Genomic DNA, 18,522 nt, shown 5'->3' with positions numbered 1-18,522 from the left:
CCGAAGGAGAATCATGACCCGCCCGATCACGCTGTTCACCGGCCAGTGGGCCGACCTGCCCTTCGAGGAGGTCGCCCGCCTCGCCGGCGAGTGGGGCTACGACGGCCTCGAGATCGCCTGCTGGGGCGACCACATCGACGTCTCCCGCTGGGATGACGCGGACTACGTCCAGTCGCGCAAGGACATCCTCGAGCGCAACGGGCTGAAGGTGTGGACCATCTCCAACCACCTCGTCGGGCAGGCCGTCGCCGACGACCCCATCGACGAGCGCCATCACGGCATCGTCCCCCCGCGCGTCTGGGGCGACGGCGACGCCGAGGGTGTGCGCCGGCGCGCCGCCGAGGACCTCAAGGACACCGCGCGATTCGCGGCCGAGCTCGGCGTGAGCACCGTCACGGGATTTACCGGCTCGTCGATCTGGAAGTACGTGGCGATGTTCCCGCCCGCGTCGCAGGAGATGATCGACGCCGGCTACCAGGACTTCGCCGACCGGTGGAATCCGATCCTCGACGTGTTCGAGGAGGTCGGCGTGCGCTTCGCGCTCGAGGTTCACCCGTCGGAGATCGCCTACGACTACTGGACCGCGAAGGCGACGCTCGACGCGATCGGGCACCGCAAGAGCTTCGGCTTCAACTTCGACCCGTCGCACTTCGTCTGGCAGCAGCTGGACTCCGTCGCCTTCGTGCTCGACTTCGCCGACCACATCTTCCACGTGCACGTGAAGGAGTCCGTCACCAATCTCGACGGCCGCAACGGCGTGCTCGGCTCGCACCTCTCGTGGGACAACCCGCGCCGCGGCTGGACGTTCGTGTCCACCGGGCATGGCGCCGTGCCGTGGGAGCCGATCTTCCGGGCGCTCAACGCGATCGGCTACGACGGCCCCACCAGCGTGGAGTGGGAGGACGCCGGCATGGACCGTCTCGTCGGCGGTCCGGAGGCCCTCGCGTTCGTGCGGAAGCTCGCGACGATCACGCCGCCGCACCAGCTCTTCGACGCCGCCTTCAGCAGCAAGTAGGGCGGGCGGATGGCTGACGTGCTGAACGTGCTCATCCTGTCGGGTCACATGACCGTCGAGCACGACAACGCCCACCGCAGCTTCCGGCTGCATAACCAGTGGATCACGACGCTGCTGGAGGACACCGGACGGTTCCGCGTCCGCGTGACGGAGGACCCACGCGGTCTCACCTACGACGTCATCAGCAGGTACGACGTGCTGCTGGTCGTGTTCGAGGGACGCGACGGCTATCACGACGCCGCCGTCGGGTTCGGTGCCGAGACGGATGCCGCGATCCTGAGATTCGTCCACGACGACGGCAAGGGCATCGTGTGGTTCCACGGGTCGGCCGCTCAGGAGGACCGCTGGGGCTACCCCGAGGAGTACAACGTGATGCGCGGGGCGAAGCTCAGCGCCTGGGAGACCGGCCTTCGTCCTCGCCCGTGGGGCGAGGCGCTGCTGCGCACGACCGACCCGCGTCACGCGATCACCGAGGGCATCAACGAGACCTGGACGGTCACGGGCGACGACATCCTCGTCGGTGTGGAGATGTACGACGGCGCGCAGGTGCTGCTGACGACGTTCGACGACCTCGAGGCCTATGAGAAGGCGCCGGTCTGGCCGATGTCGCACTACCCGGTCGCGATCCCCGAGGAGGGCATCGCCGCCCTCCCGGGCATCAACACCGATCAGCCGCTGGCGTGGATCAACGAGTACGGCGCCGGCCGGTCGTTCACCATCACGATCGGGCACGACATCGACACGTTCCGCCGCATCGAGTTCATCCGCATGTTCCCGCGAGGCGTGGAATGGGCGGCGACCGGCGAGGTCTCGCTGACGGGTCCTGATCGCCGCGGCGACCGCCGGATCAACCCCTGGCCGTACTACAACGGCGAGGGCTGAGCGTGCTGCGCGTCGGCATCCTGGGCGCGGGCGGCATCGCCGAGCGCGCGATGGTCGAGCCGTCCCGGGATGTCGACGGGGTGGAGGTCGTGGCGATCGGGGCGCGGGTGCCGTCGCGCGCGGAGGCGTTCGCCGCGCGGCTCGACCTGCCGATCTCCGGTGACTACGAGCGGGTGCTGTCCGACCCGTCGATCGACCTGATCTACCTCGCGCTCCCGCCCGTCGTGCACGCGCGGTGGGCGGTGCGGGCGCTGGAGGCCGGCAGGCACGTGCTCTGCGAGAAGCCGCTGTCGGCCAACGGCACCACGGCGCAGGAGATCGCGGATGCCGCGGCCGCTGCAGGCCGGAGGGCGTTCGTCGGTTTCCACTACCGCCTGCACGCCTCGACCGTCCGGCTGCTCGAGGTGCTGCGCTCGGGTGTGCTCGGGTCGGTGCAGAGCGTGGAGGTCGACTTCAGCATCCCGCACTTCGTCGTGAAGCCCGGCAACATCCGGCTCGACGGCGACCTGGCCGGGGGAGCGGTGATGGACGTCGGCTGCTACGCGGTGGATCTGCTGCGTGCGGCGTGGGGAGAGCCGGAGGTGGTCTCCGCTGCGGCGGAGCTGTACGACGCCGACCCGCGCATCGACCTGCAGACCGACGCGCAGCTGCGGCTGCCCGGGGGCCTACCCGCGTCGGTGCGGTCGTCGTTCATCGGCGACGACACGGGCGCGATGGTGATGCGCGTGACCGGGTCGGACGCCTCGCTCGAGGCGACGAGCGTCATCGTGCCGCAGTGGGGCGCGACGCTCCGCGTGACGGCCGGCGACGACGTGCTGATCGACGAGAAGGCCCCCGAGGGCGAGAACAGCTACGTCCGGCAGCTCGAACACCTGCGCGACGTGCTCGCCGACGGGTCGCCGAGCATCCTCGACGCAGACCGTGCGGTGGGCACGATGCGCGTGGTGGACGCGATCTACCGCGCCGCGGGTCTGCAGCCGCGCTGAGGTTCGCGCGCTTGCGGGATGCGGCGGTGCGCGAGGGCCGGAGGAGATGCGGCGGTGGACGGGGCCGGGGTGGACGCGGTGGTGCGCGGAAGCGGAGGAGATGCGGCGAAGCGGAGGAGATGCGGCGGTGGGCGGGGCCGGGGTGGATGCGGCGGTGTGCGGATCCGGAGGAAATGCGGCGAAGCGGAGGATGCAGCATCCCGATCCGTCCTCCGGATCGACACATCTCCTCCCGATCTGCACGCCGAGACGGCCGGGGCCACCCTCTCCGCTCGCTCGACGCGCGGGTCGGGGCGTAGCGAGCGGGCTGGGCTGCCGCACCCGTCGCTCCTGTTGACCGCGATACGCGCTGAGAAACACCGCATCGCGGCGCTTCCCGCGCGAATCGCGTTTACGCGGGGGAGACGGGAGTGTCGGGGGAGGCGAGGGCGGCGCGGGCCAGGGCGAGGTGGCGGCGGGTGATGTCCCAGGGATCGTCGTCGAGCCACTCGTGGCCGCCCCATTCGCTGCAGAGCGTTCCGGTGAAGCCGGTGGCGCGCAGGGCGGCGCCGAGCCCGCGGATCGGGCCGGAGACCTGACCGTCGGTGTCGTCGAGGTCCCAGAACTTGAGGTGCACGCCCGAGAGCAGCGGCAGGACCGATGTCAGGTCGCCGATGTCCGAGCGCCCGAACCGGATCAGCAGGTTCATGAACAGCGTCTGCACCTGTCCCGGCACGCGCCCTCCGCGCAGCTCGTCGAGCACCGCCGCGAGGGTCGCGGGCTCGCGCCACTCGTCGCGCAGTCGCCGCACCAGGTCCGCCGACACCCCGGCCCCGGCGAGGCGGTCGAGGTAGCCGTGCGGCAGGGACGGCATGAGCATGCTGATGTCGAGCAGCAGCCGCACGTGCGGGCTGTCGATGTCCGCGATGTCGCCGACCGCGGCATCCGTCTCCGGTCGTCCGGGAGCCTGCTGGCCCTGGACCTCCTCGAACAGCACGAGGTCGAGCTCTTCGAGCACCGGCACGAGCCGGCGGAGCAGTGCAGGGCCGGCCTGCCCGATCGGCAGCCGCACGCCCTCCGCGCCGATCGCCGCCGCGGCCACGAGCTGCGGACGCACGAACTCGTAGCGCTCGTCGTCGGTGCGGCGGCGGGTGGCGCTCGCCCAGTCGTCGATGCTCCCGCCCACGATGCTGACGCCGCCGCCGGCGCCGATCAGCGCGTCTCGGAACGCCAGGGTGTCGCGCTCGCCGGGAGCGGGGAAGCCGCGCCACAGCTGACCGAGCTCGACCTCGACAGTGTCGGCCACGTCGCGCTCGATGAGGCTGAGAGCGAGCTCGGGCGCCGTCGTCTCTGCGCGGATGAGCTCAGGGGTGAGGTTGAAGGCGCTCGCTGAGAGCGTCCAGCCGGAGGGCAGGGGAGAGGTCATGGCGGGCTCCGGCGTCAGGCCACGTCGCGCGACACGGTGGGCACGGCGGCCCCGGCGTCGAGCACGAGGGTGCGGGTGGTGGCGAAAGGCAGGGTGAGCGGGGCATCGGGCCCGCCCGGCAGGTAGGGGATCAGCAGCCGGTACGACACGGTGACCTCGTGTGCGCCGGGCTCGAGCGCGCCGCGGACGCGCAGCACCAGCCGGTCCTGCACGAACCACTCGCCCCGCTCGAACGCGAGGGCGGACGGTGCGACGGTGCGCTCGCCGAGGGCCACGAGCAGATGCTCGACGGGCGACCCATCCACCTGCAGCTGCAGATCGGACGCGCTGGCGACGGGCAGCGAGCGGATCCAGGGCAGCGAGAGCCGCACGCCGAACCCGTCGGTGGTGGTGAACAGTGCATCGTCGCGAAGCATCATGAGCGTCATCGGAACGTCCTCGAGCCGGTGGCAGCTCGACCTACGACGAGCACTTACGCACCATATCGTAAAACTTCCGCCGAAATGAAGTCGAAGAGGCGGATGCTGCGACCTCCGCGATCGCGGAGGACCGCGCCGAGTCCCTCAGCCCGCGACCAGCTCTTCGGGATGCACGCGCTCGCGCGAGGGTCGGCCGTCGGCGAACCAGCGCGGGAAGGTCACGTCGAACAGCTGCTCGCGCACCATCTCCGCGCCGCCCCGGAGCGGCTCGCGCCGGTCGTTGATCGACTGCACGATGCTCAGGTCGCGCGTCGCGAGAGGCAGCGACAGCTCGTACACCCGCTGACGCACCTCGGCGAGGAAGACCTCTCCGGCGCCCACGACCGCGCCGCCGATGACGATGCGCTCCGGGTTGAACATGTTGACCAGAGCGGCGATCGACTCGCCGATCACGCGCGCGCACTTCTGGATGAGGGAGATCGCCAGGGCGTCGCCGGACTCGGCCGCGCGGGCGATGGACTCCGGGGTGATCGGCTCGGCACCGCTCGCCAGCTTGCCGCCGGCGCCGTCCGCGATCGCGGCCTCGGCGTCGCGCACCAGCGCCCAGCCTCCGGCGACCGCCTCGAGGCAGCCGGTCTTGCCGCAGCGGCACAGCGAGGTGGAGCCCGCGACGCGCACATGGCCGATGTCGCCCGCGGCGCCGTTCGCGCCGCGGTGGATGTGACCCTGCGACAGGAGCCCGGCGCCGATGCCCGACCCGACCTTGCAGTAGATGAGGTCGAGATGCTCCTCGCGGCGCCGGCTGCGCTCGGTGAGGGCGAGCAGGTTCACGTCGTTGTCCACCCACACCGGCGCGTCGTAGCGCTCCTCGAACCGGCGCCGGATGTCGAAGCCGTTCCAGCCCGGCATGATCGGCGGCGCCACGGGACGGCCGGTGGCGAAGTCGACGGGACCGGGGATGCCGACCGACACGCCCCAGACGGGCACGTCGGGCGTCGCGGCCAGAAGCTCGTCGATCATCTCGAGCGCGGCATCGAGGGTGTCCGCCGGCCCCCGCGCGATGTCCCAGGCGCGGTGCTTCTCGTCGATGATGTCGCCCTCGAGCATCGCGACGCCGACGTGGATGTGCAGGGCGCCGAGCGCGCACACGATGATGCGGCCGCGATCGGCGCGGAAGCGCAGGGTCCGGGGCGCGCGGCCGCCGGACGAGGGGCCGAACTCGGCGTCTTCGATGAAACCGATCTGGATGGCCTGATCGACGCGCTGTGTCACCACGCCGCGGCCGAGTCCGGTCACCCGTCCGATCGCGGGGCGGGTCGCGGCATCCCCGGAACGCACCATGTTGACGATGCGCAGAAGGCTCGTCACCTCGTCGGTCTGAGCGCCGAACCGCAGCGTGGACTCTGTTGCCATGGTCGATTCTCACACAAGAGGGATGCCGGAACGTCCATTTCGACACGACTATGGTCGTGAACGGCGCGTTCTTAGGTACGCTTCAGGCATAACGAGCGAAGGGGCCGTGATGCCGACCGGAGTGGGGATCGTGGGCGCGGGGCCAGGAGTCGCCGCGCTGCATCTGCCGACACTGGCGCGCCTGAGCGGCCGCTTCGAGGTCGTGCACATCTCCGACGGCGGCAGCGGCCGGGCCGCCGGACTCGCGGAACGGGTGGGCGCCCGTGCGTCGTCGGGGATCGACGAGCTGCTCGCCGACGACCGCGTCGAGGTCGTGGTGCTGTGCTCGCCGCCGGCAGAGCACGCAGCGCAGATCCTCGCGGCCGTCGCCGCGGGCAAGCGCGCGGTGCTGTGCGAGAAGCCGCTCGCCACGACGGCGGAGGATGCGGCATCCGTCATCGACGCCTGCCGCGCGGCCGGCACGGCGCTGCTCGTGGGTACCAACCACTTCTACGACCCGGCGTGGGGCCGCGCACGTCACCACCTCACCGCCGGCGGCCGTCCCGTGTGCGCGATCTCGCTGACCCTGGCGCTGCCGCCGAACGGGCGCTATCACGAGGTCGTCACCGAGCTCGCCGTGCCGGCACCGGCGCCGGGTCGCGGTGGACCCGACCTGTCGGTGCCGCAGATCGCCGCCGCGGTCGTGCGGCAGCTGCTGACCGGACTGGCCGTGCACGACCTGCCGATGGTGCGCGATCTCGCGCCCGAGATCGAGGAGGTCGTGTTCGCCCGCGCGGTGGCACCGCTCGGGTTCGCCGTCGGCTACGTCGCGTCCGGCATCCCCGTCCGTCTGGCCACGGTCATGCTGCCCGAGGGCGCAGACGCCCTCTGGCGCCTCCACATCACCACCGACGTCGACCGCGTGGAGGTCTCGTTCCCGCCGGCGTTCGTGCACGCCGGCAGCGCGACGGTGCGCGTGACGAGTCAGGACGGCACGATCACGACGTACCCGACAGTCTCCGAGGACGGCTACCTCGCCGAGTGGCGGGCGATGGCGGACCTCCTCGACGGCCACGGTGTCGTGGAGTACGACGAGCTGCTCGACGACGCGCGGTACGCCCTGCGACTGGCCGAGTCCGCGGCAGAGCTCATCCTGCAGGGAGCGGGCTCGTGAGCGGCGATCGCATCGCGGTCGCGACGTCACTCGAGCCCTATCGCACCGCGGTGGCCGAGCTGCCCCTCCGCGCCCGCGCCGCCACCGGCCGCGAGGGCATCGTCGTCATCCCGGGTCTCGGGCGATGGACGGATGCCGCGGCCACCGCCGCGGCGGACGGCGCGTCCGCGCTCGTCATCACGGATCCCGAGCTCGTGTCCGCCGACGCGGTGCGCGAGCTGAGCGCGGGCCTGCGCATCCCCGTCGTGGTCGAGAGGCCGCGTCTGCGACCGGACACCGCGGAGGACGCCCTCCGCGCGCGGAGCGGCAGCGCTCCCCGCATGCTGATCGCCGAGGCATCCGGTCCTGCCGCCGCCCTCGACGCCGTCACGCGCGACGCCGCCGGTTGGCTGCGCATGCTCTCCGGAGGAGCGCTGCGGGTCGTCTCCGGCGATCGCACCCTCGCCCTCCTGCAGACGACGGCCGGGCTCGCCGCCACGTTCGGCACGATCGCCGCGGCCCGCACCTCCGTGGGCATGCGCATCGAGGTGCTGGGGGAGGTGCAGACCCAGGTCGACGTCGGTCTCGCCGCCCGCATCGTGACCACGTCGAGCGCCGGGACCCTGATCGCCCCGGCACGCTTCGAGACCTCGGCTCGAGTGGCCCTGCGTCGTGCGCTCGAGGCGCTCGAAACGGGGTCGGCTCCCATCGATCTGGACGACCTGGCCGACGACACGGCGCTGCTCGAAGACCTCCGGTGCACCGCGCGCCGCTGATCTTCGGGCCCTCATGAGGGAATAGATGCGGTCGATCCCACGCATCGCAGATATGGCATTCCCTGATATGTCGGTCTGCGGCGAAAGTAGTCACGGGAACACCCGCTTGTCTTGTCGAAAGGATCGAAGATGATCAAGCTCCTCTCTCACCTGTCGTTCGTCGCCATCACCACTCCCGATGTGGAGGCCTCCGTCGAGTTCTACAAGACCGAGGTCGGACTCACCGAGGTCGCCCGCGAGGACGGCAAGGTCTACATGCGCTGCTGGGGCGACTACTACGCCTACTCGGTCGTCGTCGCCCCCGGCGACGAGCCCACCCTCGAGACGATGGCATGGCGCACCTCCAGCGCCGAGGCCCTCGAAGAGGCCGCCAAGCGCGTCGAGGCCGCCGGCATCCAGGGCGAGTGGATCGACGGCTACAAGATCGGCCGCGCCTACCGCTTCACCGGCCCCTTCGGTCACGACATGACGCTCCACTGGGACGTCGAGCGCCACCAGGCTCCCGGCCATGAGGCCTCGATCTTCCCGGACCGCCCCGAGAAGCGCTCGAAGATCGCCGGCGCCCCTCGTCAGCTCGACCACGTCACCGTCGCCACGCAGGACGTCGACGCGTTCGTGACCTGGTACGTCGACGTGCTCGGCTTCCGCTTCATGGCCCGCACCGTGCTCGACGAGGCGCCCATCTCGGTCTTCTCGGTGCTCACGACCAACGAGAAGTCGCACGACCTCGGCGTCGTGCTCGACGGCTCGACCCGCGCCGGCCGCATCAACCACTACGCCTTCTGGGTCGACACCCGCGAGGAGCTGCTCATCGCGGCCGACACCCTCATGGAGAACGGCATCCCGATCGAGTACGGCCCGAACATCCACGGCATCGGCGAGCAGACGTTCCTCTACTACCGCGAGCCCTCCTCGCTCCGGATCGAGCTGAACACCGGCGGCTACCGCAACTACGTCCCGGACTGGGAGGCCAACACCTGGAAGCCGTCGCAGGGATCGAACAACATGTACCGCAACGGCACCATGCCGATGTCGATGACCGAGTCGTTCCCGCCCGCCGACGGCCCCAGCGCCACGGAGGAGGGCGTCCCCGACGAGATCAAGGACGCGCTGCTCAACCCCTACCGCAAGCAGGGCCAGGGCTGAGACGACGAGGGACCGGATGCGGGCTGCATCCGGTCCCTCTCGGTCCCGCCGCACGACCGCACGACCCGTTCCATCCCGTACCACCGCAATGACGCGAGGAGATCGCACCCCATGACTTCCACCGGACTCACCGCCCCCTTCGCGCTGGCCCGCTACCGGGACGGCGCCGACGCGCGTCTGGGCCTCGTGGCCGGCGACCGCATCCGTCCGCTCGACGCGGACGCCCTGGGCGCCGCCGACCTCAACTCCTTCCTCGCTGCTCCCGACTGGGACCGCCTCGCGTCGCTGGCGTCGGCGGAGGAGGGGGGATGGATGCCGCTGGCCGACGTCACCCTGACGGCTCCGGTGCAGCCGCGTCAGGTGCTGCAGGCCGGTGCCAACTATCGCGAGCACGTCATCGAGCTCGTCGCCGCGGGGCTGACCCAGAACAGCGACCGCACGCCCGACGAGGCGCGCGCCTTCGCGGCGAAGCTCATGGACGACCGCAAGGCCAATGGCGAGCCGTACTTCTTCATCGGCCTGCCGGCCTGCGTCGTCGGCGACGACGTGTCGCTGGTCCTGCCGTCCTACAGCGAGGTGCACGACTGGGAGCTCGAGCTCGCCGTCGTGATCGGCGCGGAGGCGTTCCGCGTGTCGAAGGAGGACGCGCTCGACCACGTCGCCGGCTACACGATCGTCAACGACGTCACCACCCGCGACCTCGTGTTCCGCAAGGACATGAAGGAGATCGGCACCGACTGGTACCGCGCGAAGAACGCGCCGGGCTTCCTGCCGACCGGGCCCTTCCTGGTGCCGGCGTCGGCCGTCGACGGCGGAAACCTCACGGTCACGCTGGAGCTGAACGGCGATGTCATGCAGAACGGCGACACCAGCGACCTGCTCTTCGACATCGCCGCGCTCGTGTCGGGCGCGTCGCAGACCATGCCCCTGCTGCCCGGCGACCTGCTCCTCACGGGCAGCCCCGCGGGCAACGGCCAGCACTGGAAGCGGTTCCTGCAGGACGGCGACGTCATGACCGGCACCATCAGCGGCCTCGGCACCCAGGTGGTCCGCTGCGTCGCGGAAGGCGCCGCGCAGTGACCGGGCCGTCGGAGAACCCCGCCGACCTCGACCGGTCGAACCCCGAGGCCGAGATCGGCGCCCGCGCCGAGGCCTACCGCAACTGGGGCCGGTGGGGCGAGGACGACGTGCTCGGCACGCTCAACCTCATCGATCCCGCTCACCGCGTGGCCGCGGCAGGGCTCGTGCAGGAGGGGCGGGTGATCTCCCTCGCGCAGTCGTTCGACACGAACGGGCCTCAGAAGGGATGGCGCCGCCGCACGAATCCGGTGCACACCATGACAGACACGGGCACCGACGCGGAGCGCGCGAATCAGGGCTTCCCGCACGGCATCGGCGGCGCCGACGACGTGATCTCGATGCCGCTCCAGTGCTCCACGCAGTGGGACGGGCTCGGCCACATCTTCGACCACGGCTTCGCCTGGAACGGCCGTCGCGCCGGTGACGTCGTGACGAGCGAGGGCGACCTCGTGACGGGCATCGAGCACGCGGCATCCGTCATCGTCTCCCGCGGTGTGCTGCTGGATGTCGGGCGTCACCTGCAGCCCGAGACCGGCGAGCTCGCCGACGGCTACGCGATCACCGCGGCCGACCTCGAGGCCTGCGCCGCGGCGGAGGGCGTGACCATCGGCCGCGGCGACATCGTGCTCGTGCGCACCGGACAGCTCGCGCGCACGCGCCGCGACGGCTGGGGTGACTACGCGGGCGGACCCGCCCCCGGCCTCTCCCTCACCACCGCCGGCTGGCTGCACCGCACGGAGATCGCGGCGATCGCGACCGACACGTGGGGCTTCGAGGTGCGTCCGAACGAGTTCGACGCACCCGCGTTCCAGCCCCTGCACCAGGTGGTGATCCCCAACATGGGGCTCACCATCGGCGAGATGTGGGACCTCGACGAGCTCGCCGAGGCCTGCGCCTCGTCGGGCCGGTACGAGTTCCTGCTGTCGGCAGCGCCGCTGCCCATCACCGGCGCCGTCGGCTCGCCCATCAACCCGGTCGCCGTCCTCTGACGCGCGCCCTCCCCACCGTCACCGAGAACAGAGGAGTTCCGACATGACCGCAGTCACCACCGTCGCGATCGCCGGCACCGGCGTCGCCGGCCTTGCCGCCGCGATCCAGCTCGCCAGGGGCGGCGTCGCCGTCGACGTCTTCGAGGCCAAGAGCGAGCCGTCCACCCAGGGGTCGGGCATCTCGCTCCAGGGCAACGCCCTCCGCGTCTTCGACGCGCTCGGCGCGTGGGACGACATCCGTGCCGCCGGCTACCCGTTCGAGGGTCTGAACCTGCGCGCCCCCGGCCCCGGAGCCCCGATCGTCGCCGAGCTCCCCGACGTGAAGACCGGCGGACCGGATTACCCGGCCGCCATGGGGATGCCGCGGGCCGACCTCACCCGGATCCTCCTCGACCACGCGCAGCGCGCGGGCGCCACCGTGCGCTTCGGCGCGAAGGTCACCGGCGTCGAGACCGACGACGACGGTGTGGAGGTCTTCGTGGGCGGCGAGTCCGCCGGCCGCTACGACCTCCTCGTCGGCGCGGACGGGCTCAACTCGCACGTGCGTCAGCTCATCGGCATCGAGACCAAGCCCGAGCCGACCGGCATGGGCATCTGGCGCACCTTCGTGTCGCGTCCGGCCTCCGTCGAGCGCAGCGAGCTGTACTACGGCGGCCCGATGTTCATCGCGGGGTACACGCCCACCGGCGAGGACAGCATGTACGCGTTCCTCGTCGAAAAGGCGGAGGACCGTTTCGGCATCAGCGACGAGGACGCCACGCGCATCATGCTCGACGAGTCCCGCGCCTACGACGGACCGTGGAACGACATCCGCGCCGATCTCGCCGAGGGCGCCCACGCCAACTACACCTGGTTCACGAAGCACATCATCGACGGGGAGTGGAACCGCGGCCGGGCCGTCGTCATCGGCGACGCCGCGCACAGCTGCCCTCCGACGATCGCCCAGGGTGCCGCGCAGGGCCTGGAGGACGCCGTCGTGCTCACCGAGCTTCTGCTCGCCCGCGATGCTGTCGACCAGGGTCTGTGGGACGAATTCCACGCCCGCCGCGTGCCCCGCGCCCGCGCCGTCGTGGAGGCGTCGGTGCAGCTCGGCCAGTGGCAGCTCGACGGCGTCCGCGACGCCGACGTGCCCGGCCTCATGTTCGGCATTGCCCGTCAGATGGCGGTGCCGGCGTGAGCGCGCAGCATCCCACCGTCGACGTGCACGCGCACGTCCTCCTTCCGGGCCTGCACGCCGAGGTCGAGCGCCGCGCGCCCGAGGAGGTCGCCGCGGCGGCCGACCTGGAGCGCCGCCGCAACGGCATCGAGAGCATGAAGGTCTCGGGTCCCATGGTCGGGTCCCGCATACCGAAGCTCACCGACGTGCGCGAGCGCCTGGCATCCATGGACGCCCAGGGCATCGACCGCCAGTGGGTCAGCGTGTCGCCGAACCACTTCTACCCGTGGGCGGGCGAGGGCCTGGCCGGATGGGTCGCGGGGGAGACGAACCGCCTCGTCGCCGAGCACGTCGGCCAGGCGCCCGACCGGCTCACCGGACTCGGGGTCGTGCCGCTGCAGCATCCGGCGCACATCGTCGAGTACCTCGATGACGCCGTGCTCGGTCGCGGACTCGCCGGGGTGGAGATCTCCTCGTTCGCGGGCGACGTCGAGCTGTCCGACGAGCGCCTCGAGCCGTTCTGGGCCCGCGCGGCGGAGCTCGGCTGCGTCGTGTTCCTGCACCCGTTCGGCTGCTCGCTGGACGAGCGCCTCGACCGGTTCTACCTCGCCAACACGGTGGGTCAGCCGACGGAGAACGCCGTCGCGCTGTCGCACCTCATCTTCTCCGGCGTGCTCGACCGTCACCCGCGCCTCAAGATCGTCGCGGCGCACGGCGGCGGCTACCTGCCGTTCGCGATCGGCCGCTCCGACCACGCGTGGCGCGTGCGCCCCGACGCGCGGCGCTGCGAGCACGAGCCCTCGACCTACCTGCGCAAGCTCTGGTTCGACACGGTCGTGCACGACCCGATGGCGCTGCGCCACCTCGTGGAGGTCGCCGGCGGGTCCCGGGTGCTGCTGGGCAGCGACTTCCCGTTCGACATGGGCTCGGAGGACCCGCTCGGCTTCGTCCGCAGCGCGGGCCTGCCGAGCGAGATCGTCGAGCGGATCGCCGGCGCCAACGCGCTGTCCCTGGTGGAAGACCGGGTGCACGCGTGAGGATCGGACGCTGGAACGGGCCCGACGGCATCGGCGAGGGGATCATCCTCGACGACCGGGTCATCGCCTTCCCCGACGGTGTGACCGTCGCCGACGTGCTGGCCCGCGGCCTCGACGAGGCCCTGCGCCTCGGCCGGGCCGTCGAGGCGGAGCAGGGCGTCCCGCGCGACGCGGTCGAGCTGCTCGCCCCTCTCGTGCCGGCCTCCATCCGCGACTTCGTGGCCTTCGAGGAGCACGTCGAGGGCATCAGCGCCTCGGTCGACGGCGCCAGCGAGGTCGTCCCGGAGTGGTACCAGCTGCCCACGTTCTACTTCACCAACCCGCACAGCGTCCGCGCCAGCGGCGAGGTCGTGGACGTGCCGGAGACCGCTCGTCTGGACTTCGAGCTGGAGCTCGCCGTCGTCATCGGCGCCGTGCCGGGATCCGACGGTGCCAACCTCGACGTCGAGGCCGCGGCATCCCACATCTTCGGCTACACCGTGATGAACGACTGGTCGGCTCGCGACCTCCAGGCCCGTGAGATGAAGGTGCGTCTCGGTCCTGCGAAGGGCAAGGACTTCGCCACGACCCTCGGGCCGTGGATCGTCACGGCCGACGAGTTCGCGGATCGCCTCGACGGCGACGGCTTCCTTCCGCTGCACGCCGAGGTGAGCATCAACGGCGAGCGGGTGGGGGAGGACCGCATCTCGAACATGGGATGGCCCTTCCCGGAGCTCGTGGCCTACGCCGCGCGCAACTCCGTCGTGCGTCCGGGTGACGTGCTCGGTTCGGGCACGGTCGGCAACGGCGGATGCCTCGGCGAGCTGTGGGGACGAAGCGGCGAGCTGAGCCCGCCGCCTCTGGAGCCCGGTGACGAGGTGCGGATGGTCATCGAGGGCGTCGGCGAGATCGTCAACACGGTCGGGCAGCGCGTGCCGGCCCCGCCGATCCCGGCCGCCCGGAAGCGTCCGCGCAACCGGTGAATCCCCGCGACTTTGGTTGAAAACCGACCGAAGAGGCCGTAGAATGACAGAGACGTCGGGGCCTGCAGGGTCCGTTCGCACGGTGCTGATGCCGGAGCGACACACACGGTCGCGTCGATCACCCGGTCGTACGGGTGCCACTCCGATGACTCTGTCTCCTCTGCGCCTGCGGCTTCTCGTCGCCTCCCTCCTCGTGGTGTCGTTCCTCGGCGCCCTCGACCACACCGTCGTGTCCACCTCGCTCGCCACCATCGCGGGCGAGCTGGGCGCGCTCGAGCAGCTCAGCTGGATCATGGTCGGCTACACGCTGTCGGCCACCGTCATGCTGCCCGTGCTCGGCAAGCTCGGCGACGTCATCGGCCCCCGGCGGGTCTTCGTCGCCTCGCTCGTGCTCTTCGTGGCGGCCTCCCTCGCCTGCGGGTTCGCGCCCAGCATGGGCTGGCTCATCGCCGCACGCGTCGTGCAGGGCGTCAGCTCCGCGGGCATCCAGCTGATGTCGCAGACGATCATCGCCCGGGTGACCAGCCCCCGGGAGCGGCCGCGGTACATGGCGATCATCGGCGCCGCCTTCCCGATCGCGATCGTCGTCGGGCCCGTGCTCGGCGGCCTGATCACCGACTTCTGGGGCTGGCAGTGGGTGTTCTGGATCAACGTGCCCGTGGGCATCGTCGCCCTCACCCTCGCCCTCATCGCGGTGCCGCATCTGCCCGGCGGCGCACACCCGCGGTTCGACGTCGCCGGATCCGTCGTGTTCACCCTCTCGCTCGTCGCCCTGGTGCTGGCCGTGACGTGGGTCGGAGAAGAGACGCTGCTCCTCTCGGCGCTCGTGCACTTCGCCGTCGCGGCGGCGGGTTTCGTGGTGTTCTTCGTCATCGAGGTGCGCGCCGACGCGCCGATCATCCCCCTGCATCTGCTGCGCAACCGGACGATCCTCGCGTGCCTGGGCCTCTCGGCGATCATCGGGGCGGGCCTGTTCGCCACCACGTCCTACCTGCCGACGTACTTCCAGATGGCGTACCGCACCAGCGCGACCGTGTCCGGGCTCGTGCCCATCGCGACGGTGCTGGGCATGCTCGTGGCCAACCTGCTCACCGGCTACCTGGTGAGCCGATCCGGGCGCTACCGCCCCTATCCGATCATCGGCACGGCGCTGAGCGCCGGCGGTCTTCTGGTGATGGCCCTGCTGCCGCCGGGCGCGCCCCTGTGGGTGCCGATGATCGTCATGGCCGTCGTCGGCATGGGCACGGGCGGGTTCATGAACCTCGTCTTCGCCCTCGTGCAGAGCTCCGCCCCGGCGTCGGACCTCGGCGCCGTGACGGCGACGACCAACCTCGTCCGGCAGGTCGCGTCCACGCTGGGCACCGCCGTGGTCGGCGGCGTCCTGGGGTTCGGCGTGGCGGCGCTGCTGCCGTCGACCCTGGATGCTGCGACCCTCACCCCGAAGGCCGTGCACGCCGCCTCGCCCGAGGTGCAGGACGCGGTGGCGCTGATCTACCACGACGTGTTCTCGCCGATCTTCCTCGCCCTCGCCGCCGTGTACGCGCTGGGCATCGTCGCGGCGGTCGCCCTCCCCGGCGGACGGCTCAGCGACGAGACCCCGGCCACCGTTCCCGACCCGCAGACGCAGTCGGTCTGAGCCGCGGCATCCGCTCTCCTTCCCTGTTCCCCCTGTTCCACCCGTCTCGAGGAGTCATCATGTCCGAACCCACCGTCGTCGTCGTCGGCAGCGGCCCGATCGGCGCCGCGTATGCGCGTGTGCTCGTGGAATCGGTGCCCGGCGCGAAGGTCGTGATGTTCGAGGCCGGCCCGCAGCTGACGGCGATCCCCGGCGAGAGCGTGCGCAACATCGCGGACCCGGCGGAGAAGAAGCATGCCCGCGAGATCTCCCAGGGTCCGCAGGCAGGTTCGCTGCGCGAGTCACTGGGTCTGCCGGCCGGCGTCGCGGTGGAGGGGATGTTCACCGCCCGGGAGGGCACGCACCTCATCGACTTCGGCGGCGAGGGATCGGGTCACGCCTCGAGCTTCCCCGCGGCGGCCGCCTCCACCAACGTTGGCGGCATGGGGGCCCACTGGACGTGCGCCACGCCGTCACCGCAGTTCAGCGAGCGGATCCCCTTCATCGACGACGCGGAGTGGGACGACCTGCTCACCGAGGCGAAGAAGCTGCTGCACGTGTCGAGCGCGGCCTTCGCCGACTCGGCGGTCGGCGCCGGCATCCGCTCGCTCCTGGAGGACGAGTTCCGCGACGAGCTGCCCGAGGGCTACGGACCGAGCACGCTGCCGGTGGCCGGTGATCCGCAGCCCGACGGGAGCATGCGCTGGGCGGGCTCGGACGTCGTGCTCGGTCCGCTCATCGATCCCGAGGCGCCCGAGAGCGCCCGGTTCGAGCTGCACGACCTCAGCCTGGTGACCCGCGTCGAGGTCGAGGACGGCCGGGCGACCGGCGTCACCGTCGAGGATCTCCGCACGCGGGAGACCCGTTTCGTCCCGGCCGATCTGGTCGTCGTGGCCGCCGACGCGTTCCGCACGCCCCAGCTGCTCTGGGCCTCGGGCGTGCGCCCGACGGCGCTCGGCCACTATCTGACCGAGCACCCGGTGGTGATCTCGACGGTCAAGGTCGACGCCGACCTGATCGAGCAGTACGCCACCGAGGCCGACCTCGACGCGGAGATCGCGCGACGTTCGATCAACCCCGTCGACCCGGTGGCCGCGGTCAACCGCATCCCGTTCTCCGAGCCCAACCACCCGTTCTCGCTGCAGGTGATGTACGCCGAGAATCCGCCGTTCCCGCTGCCCGCGGACCACCCCGACGCGGACAACCGCTGGGGCTACGTCAACATGGGCTACGGCACGCGCAAGCAGCCGCGCTTCGAGGACGCCGTCACCTTCGACGACGACGAGCCCGACTACCGCGGCTTCCCCAACATGACGATCCGGTACGAGCTCACCGAGAACGAGGAGCGCGAGATCGCCGCGGCCACGGAGCGCCTCCGCCGCGCGGGCCGCGCCATCGGCAAGTTCATCGCCGAGCCCCGGCTGCTGCCGCCCGGCTCGAGCCTGCACTTCATGGGCACCACCCGCATCGGCGTCGCCGACGACGGCACCTCGGTCGCCGACCCGTGGTCGCGTGTGTGGGGCGTCGACGGCCTCGTCGTCGGCGGCAACGGCACCATACCGACCGCCAACACCGTCAACCCGACGCTCATGAGCGTCGCGGTCGCCGTCCGCGGCGCGCGCAAGGCTGCGGAGGCGCTCGGCGCCTGACCCGGCCGGGCGGCGCAACGCGGTGTTTCCCGCCCGGAATCGCGTTCATCCGGGGGTCGAGGGAGTTCAGGAGGACGGCGGCGGCTGAGCCCCGGCGATGCGGTCGGCGATCAGCTTGGCGCCCGCGGACGACGTGAATCCGCCGTCCACCGGGATCTCCGCACCGGTGATGTAGGCCGAGGCATCGGACAGCAGGAACAGCACCGCGCCGACGACGTCGTGCGGCTCACCGAACCGGGGGAGCGGCGTCAGCTCGCTCTGAGCGGTGCGCATGGGCGCCGGCGCGCTCGCGGTCATCGGCGTCTCGATGAAACCGGGGTGGACGATGTTGACCCGGATGCCGCGGGGTCCGAGTTCGGTCGCAGCGCTGTGGGTGAGCCCGCGCAGACCCCACTTCGACGCCGTGTAGGCGACGGGGTAGTGGCCCGTCAGGCCCGCCGACGACCCGATGTTCACGATCGACGACCCGGTCGCCATGAGCGGCGCGAGCGACTGGATCGCTAGGAGCGGACCGGTCAGGTTGACCGCCATCACCCGGTCCCAGTCGACCCGGGCGACATCGGCGAGCCGCGCGCGGTGCGTGATTCCGGCGTTGTTGACGAGTCCGCGCAGCGGCGCACCCTCCAGCATCCCCACGAGATCGTGGGCGAGCACGGTCCACGCGGCGTCGTCGGCGACGTCGAGCCGCCGGTAGTGGATGCCGTCGACCCCCGCGACCTCGGCGTCGGAGGCGTCGAGGATGTCCGTGGCGATCACGGTCATGCCGGCGTCGGCCAGCGCGAGCGCCTCCGCGGCCCCTTGACCGCGCCCGGCGCCGGTCACGACGACCGTGCCGCATGACAGACCCGTCTCGATCATCG

The 18,522-nt window shown here is 71.3% G+C and carries 17 protein-coding genes; 13 read left to right on the top strand and 4 right to left on the bottom strand.

Going from position 1 to position 18,522, the window contains the following annotated elements:
* Positions 1-13 precede the first annotated feature (13 nt).
* From CVS47_RS10465 to CVS47_RS10455, 3 genes are read left to right on the top strand one after another with little or no spacing between them, the layout of a single operon-like run.
* The gene (locus CVS47_RS10465; protein WP_127096025.1) at positions 14-1,015 is read left to right on the top strand and encodes a sugar phosphate isomerase/epimerase family protein; all 1,002 of its coding nucleotides are present in this window, start codon (positions 14-16) and stop codon (positions 1,013-1,015) included.
* 9 nt (positions 1,016-1,024) lie between these two features.
* On the top strand, positions 1,025-1,897 hold the full coding sequence (locus tag CVS47_RS10460) for a ThuA domain-containing protein (RefSeq protein ID WP_127096024.1): 873 nt from the start codon (positions 1,025-1,027) through the stop codon (positions 1,895-1,897).
* Between the two features lie 2 nt (positions 1,898-1,899).
* The gene (locus CVS47_RS10455) at positions 1,900-2,883 is read left to right on the top strand and encodes a Gfo/Idh/MocA family protein (protein WP_127096023.1); all 984 of its coding nucleotides are present in this window, start codon (positions 1,900-1,902) and stop codon (positions 2,881-2,883) included.
* A gap of 391 nt (positions 2,884-3,274) precedes the next feature.
* On the opposite strand, the gene CVS47_RS10450 is transcribed toward CVS47_RS10455, so the two are convergent.
* The 3 genes from CVS47_RS10450 to CVS47_RS10440 all read right to left on the bottom strand — a co-directional run bounded on the left by CVS47_RS10450 (position 3,275) and on the right by CVS47_RS10440 (position 6,120).
* Entirely contained in the window at positions 3,275-4,288 is a 1,014-nt protein-coding gene (locus tag CVS47_RS10450; protein WP_127096022.1) for a restriction endonuclease subunit R, read from the bottom strand.
* A 14-nt stretch (positions 4,289-4,302) separates the two neighbouring features.
* The gene (locus CVS47_RS10445; protein ID WP_127096021.1) at positions 4,303-4,707 is read right to left on the bottom strand and encodes a DUF6379 domain-containing protein; all 405 of its coding nucleotides are present in this window, start codon (positions 4,705-4,707) and stop codon (positions 4,303-4,305) included.
* Between the two features lie 144 nt (positions 4,708-4,851).
* On the bottom strand, positions 4,852-6,120 hold the full coding sequence (locus CVS47_RS10440) for an ROK family protein (protein WP_127096020.1): 1,269 nt from the start codon (positions 6,118-6,120) through the stop codon (positions 4,852-4,854).
* A 109-nt stretch (positions 6,121-6,229) separates the two neighbouring features.
* Between CVS47_RS10440 and CVS47_RS10435 the strand changes: the two genes are divergently transcribed.
* From CVS47_RS10435 to CVS47_RS10390, 10 genes are all read left to right on the top strand, one after another.
* On the top strand, positions 6,230-7,273 hold the full coding sequence (locus CVS47_RS10435; protein ID WP_127096019.1) for a Gfo/Idh/MocA family protein: 1,044 nt from the start codon (positions 6,230-6,232) through the stop codon (positions 7,271-7,273).
* Entirely contained in the window at positions 7,270-8,028 is a 759-nt protein-coding gene (locus CVS47_RS10430; protein WP_127096018.1) for a hypothetical protein, read from the top strand. Before CVS47_RS10435 ends, CVS47_RS10430 begins: the two co-directional genes overlap by 4 nt.
* 129 nt (positions 8,029-8,157) lie before the next feature.
* A complete protein-coding gene (locus CVS47_RS10425; RefSeq protein ID WP_127096017.1) occupies positions 8,158-9,174 on the top strand; it encodes a VOC family protein in 1,017 nt (338 codons plus the stop codon).
* 111 nt (positions 9,175-9,285) lie between these two features.
* Positions 9,286-10,254 (top strand): fumarylacetoacetate hydrolase family protein, encoded by a 969-nt coding sequence (locus tag CVS47_RS10420; protein WP_127096016.1) that lies wholly within the window; start codon positions 9,286-9,288, stop codon positions 10,252-10,254.
* A complete protein-coding gene (locus CVS47_RS10415; RefSeq protein ID WP_127096015.1) occupies positions 10,251-11,243 on the top strand; it encodes a cyclase family protein in 993 nt (330 codons plus the stop codon). Before CVS47_RS10420 ends, CVS47_RS10415 begins: the two co-directional genes overlap by 4 nt.
* A gap of 43 nt (positions 11,244-11,286) precedes the next feature.
* Positions 11,287-12,420: an FAD-dependent monooxygenase gene (locus CVS47_RS10410; protein ID WP_127096014.1), complete on the top strand. Its 1,134-nt coding sequence runs from the start codon at positions 11,287-11,289 to the stop codon at positions 12,418-12,420.
* The gene (locus CVS47_RS10405) at positions 12,417-13,436 is read left to right on the top strand and encodes an amidohydrolase family protein (RefSeq protein ID WP_127096013.1); all 1,020 of its coding nucleotides are present in this window, start codon (positions 12,417-12,419) and stop codon (positions 13,434-13,436) included. Before CVS47_RS10410 ends, CVS47_RS10405 begins: the two co-directional genes overlap by 4 nt.
* A complete protein-coding gene (locus tag CVS47_RS10400; RefSeq protein ID WP_127096012.1) occupies positions 13,433-14,398 on the top strand; it encodes a fumarylacetoacetate hydrolase family protein in 966 nt (321 codons plus the stop codon). Before CVS47_RS10405 ends, CVS47_RS10400 begins: the two co-directional genes overlap by 4 nt.
* 145 nt (positions 14,399-14,543) lie before the next feature.
* Positions 14,544-16,034 carry an MDR family MFS transporter gene (locus tag CVS47_RS10395; RefSeq protein ID WP_241240113.1) on the top strand — a complete coding sequence of 497 codons (1,491 nt, stop codon included), beginning with the start codon at positions 14,544-14,546 and terminating at the stop codon, positions 16,032-16,034.
* A gap of 59 nt (positions 16,035-16,093) precedes the next feature.
* Positions 16,094-17,662 carry a GMC oxidoreductase gene (locus CVS47_RS10390; RefSeq protein ID WP_127096010.1) on the top strand — a complete coding sequence of 523 codons (1,569 nt, stop codon included), beginning with the start codon at positions 16,094-16,096 and terminating at the stop codon, positions 17,660-17,662.
* A gap of 66 nt (positions 17,663-17,728) precedes the next feature.
* Here the strand turns inward: CVS47_RS10390 and CVS47_RS10385 are convergent, their stop codons facing one another.
* A complete protein-coding gene (locus CVS47_RS10385) occupies positions 17,729-18,520 on the bottom strand; it encodes an SDR family NAD(P)-dependent oxidoreductase (RefSeq protein ID WP_127096009.1) in 792 nt (263 codons plus the stop codon).
* Positions 18,521-18,522: the final 2 nt, after the last annotated feature.

Origin of the sequence: Microbacterium lemovicicum (assembly GCF_003991875.1) — a bacterium.
GTDB classification, from domain to species: domain Bacteria; phylum Actinomycetota; class Actinomycetes; order Actinomycetales; family Microbacteriaceae; genus Microbacterium; species Microbacterium lemovicicum.
Note: the sequence above shows the minus strand (reverse complement) of the source record. Positions and strands in the feature narration are given on the sequence as shown.

Bases quoted from the DNA above. Each gene is read 5' to 3' on its own strand.
- CVS47_RS10420 (WP_127096016.1), top strand. From the start codon at position 9,286: ATGACTTCCACCGGACTCACCGCCCCCTTCGCGCTGGCCCGCTACCGG.
- CVS47_RS10385 (WP_127096009.1), bottom strand. From the start codon at position 18,520: ATGATCGAGACGGGTCTGTCATGCGGCACGGTCGTCGTGACCGGCGCC.
- CVS47_RS10450 (WP_127096022.1), bottom strand. From the start codon at position 4,288: ATGACCTCTCCCCTGCCCTCCGGCTGGACGCTCTCAGCGAGCGCCTTC.
- CVS47_RS10395 (WP_241240113.1), top strand. From the start codon at position 14,544: ATGACTCTGTCTCCTCTGCGCCTGCGGCTTCTCGTCGCCTCCCTCCTC.
- CVS47_RS10445 (WP_127096021.1), bottom strand. From the start codon at position 4,707: ATGATGCTTCGCGACGATGCACTGTTCACCACCACCGACGGGTTCGGC.
- CVS47_RS10435 (WP_127096019.1), top strand. From the start codon at position 6,230: ATGCCGACCGGAGTGGGGATCGTGGGCGCGGGGCCAGGAGTCGCCGCG.
- CVS47_RS10440 (WP_127096020.1), bottom strand. From the start codon at position 6,120: ATGGCAACAGAGTCCACGCTGCGGTTCGGCGCTCAGACCGACGAGGTG.
- CVS47_RS10425 (WP_127096017.1), top strand. From the start codon at position 8,158: ATGATCAAGCTCCTCTCTCACCTGTCGTTCGTCGCCATCACCACTCCC.
- CVS47_RS10460 (WP_127096024.1), top strand. From the start codon at position 1,025: ATGGCTGACGTGCTGAACGTGCTCATCCTGTCGGGTCACATGACCGTC.
- CVS47_RS10410 (WP_127096014.1), top strand. From the start codon at position 11,287: ATGACCGCAGTCACCACCGTCGCGATCGCCGGCACCGGCGTCGCCGGC.
- CVS47_RS10465 (WP_127096025.1), top strand. From the start codon at position 14: ATGACCCGCCCGATCACGCTGTTCACCGGCCAGTGGGCCGACCTGCCC.
- CVS47_RS10390 (WP_127096010.1), top strand. From the start codon at position 16,094: ATGTCCGAACCCACCGTCGTCGTCGTCGGCAGCGGCCCGATCGGCGCC.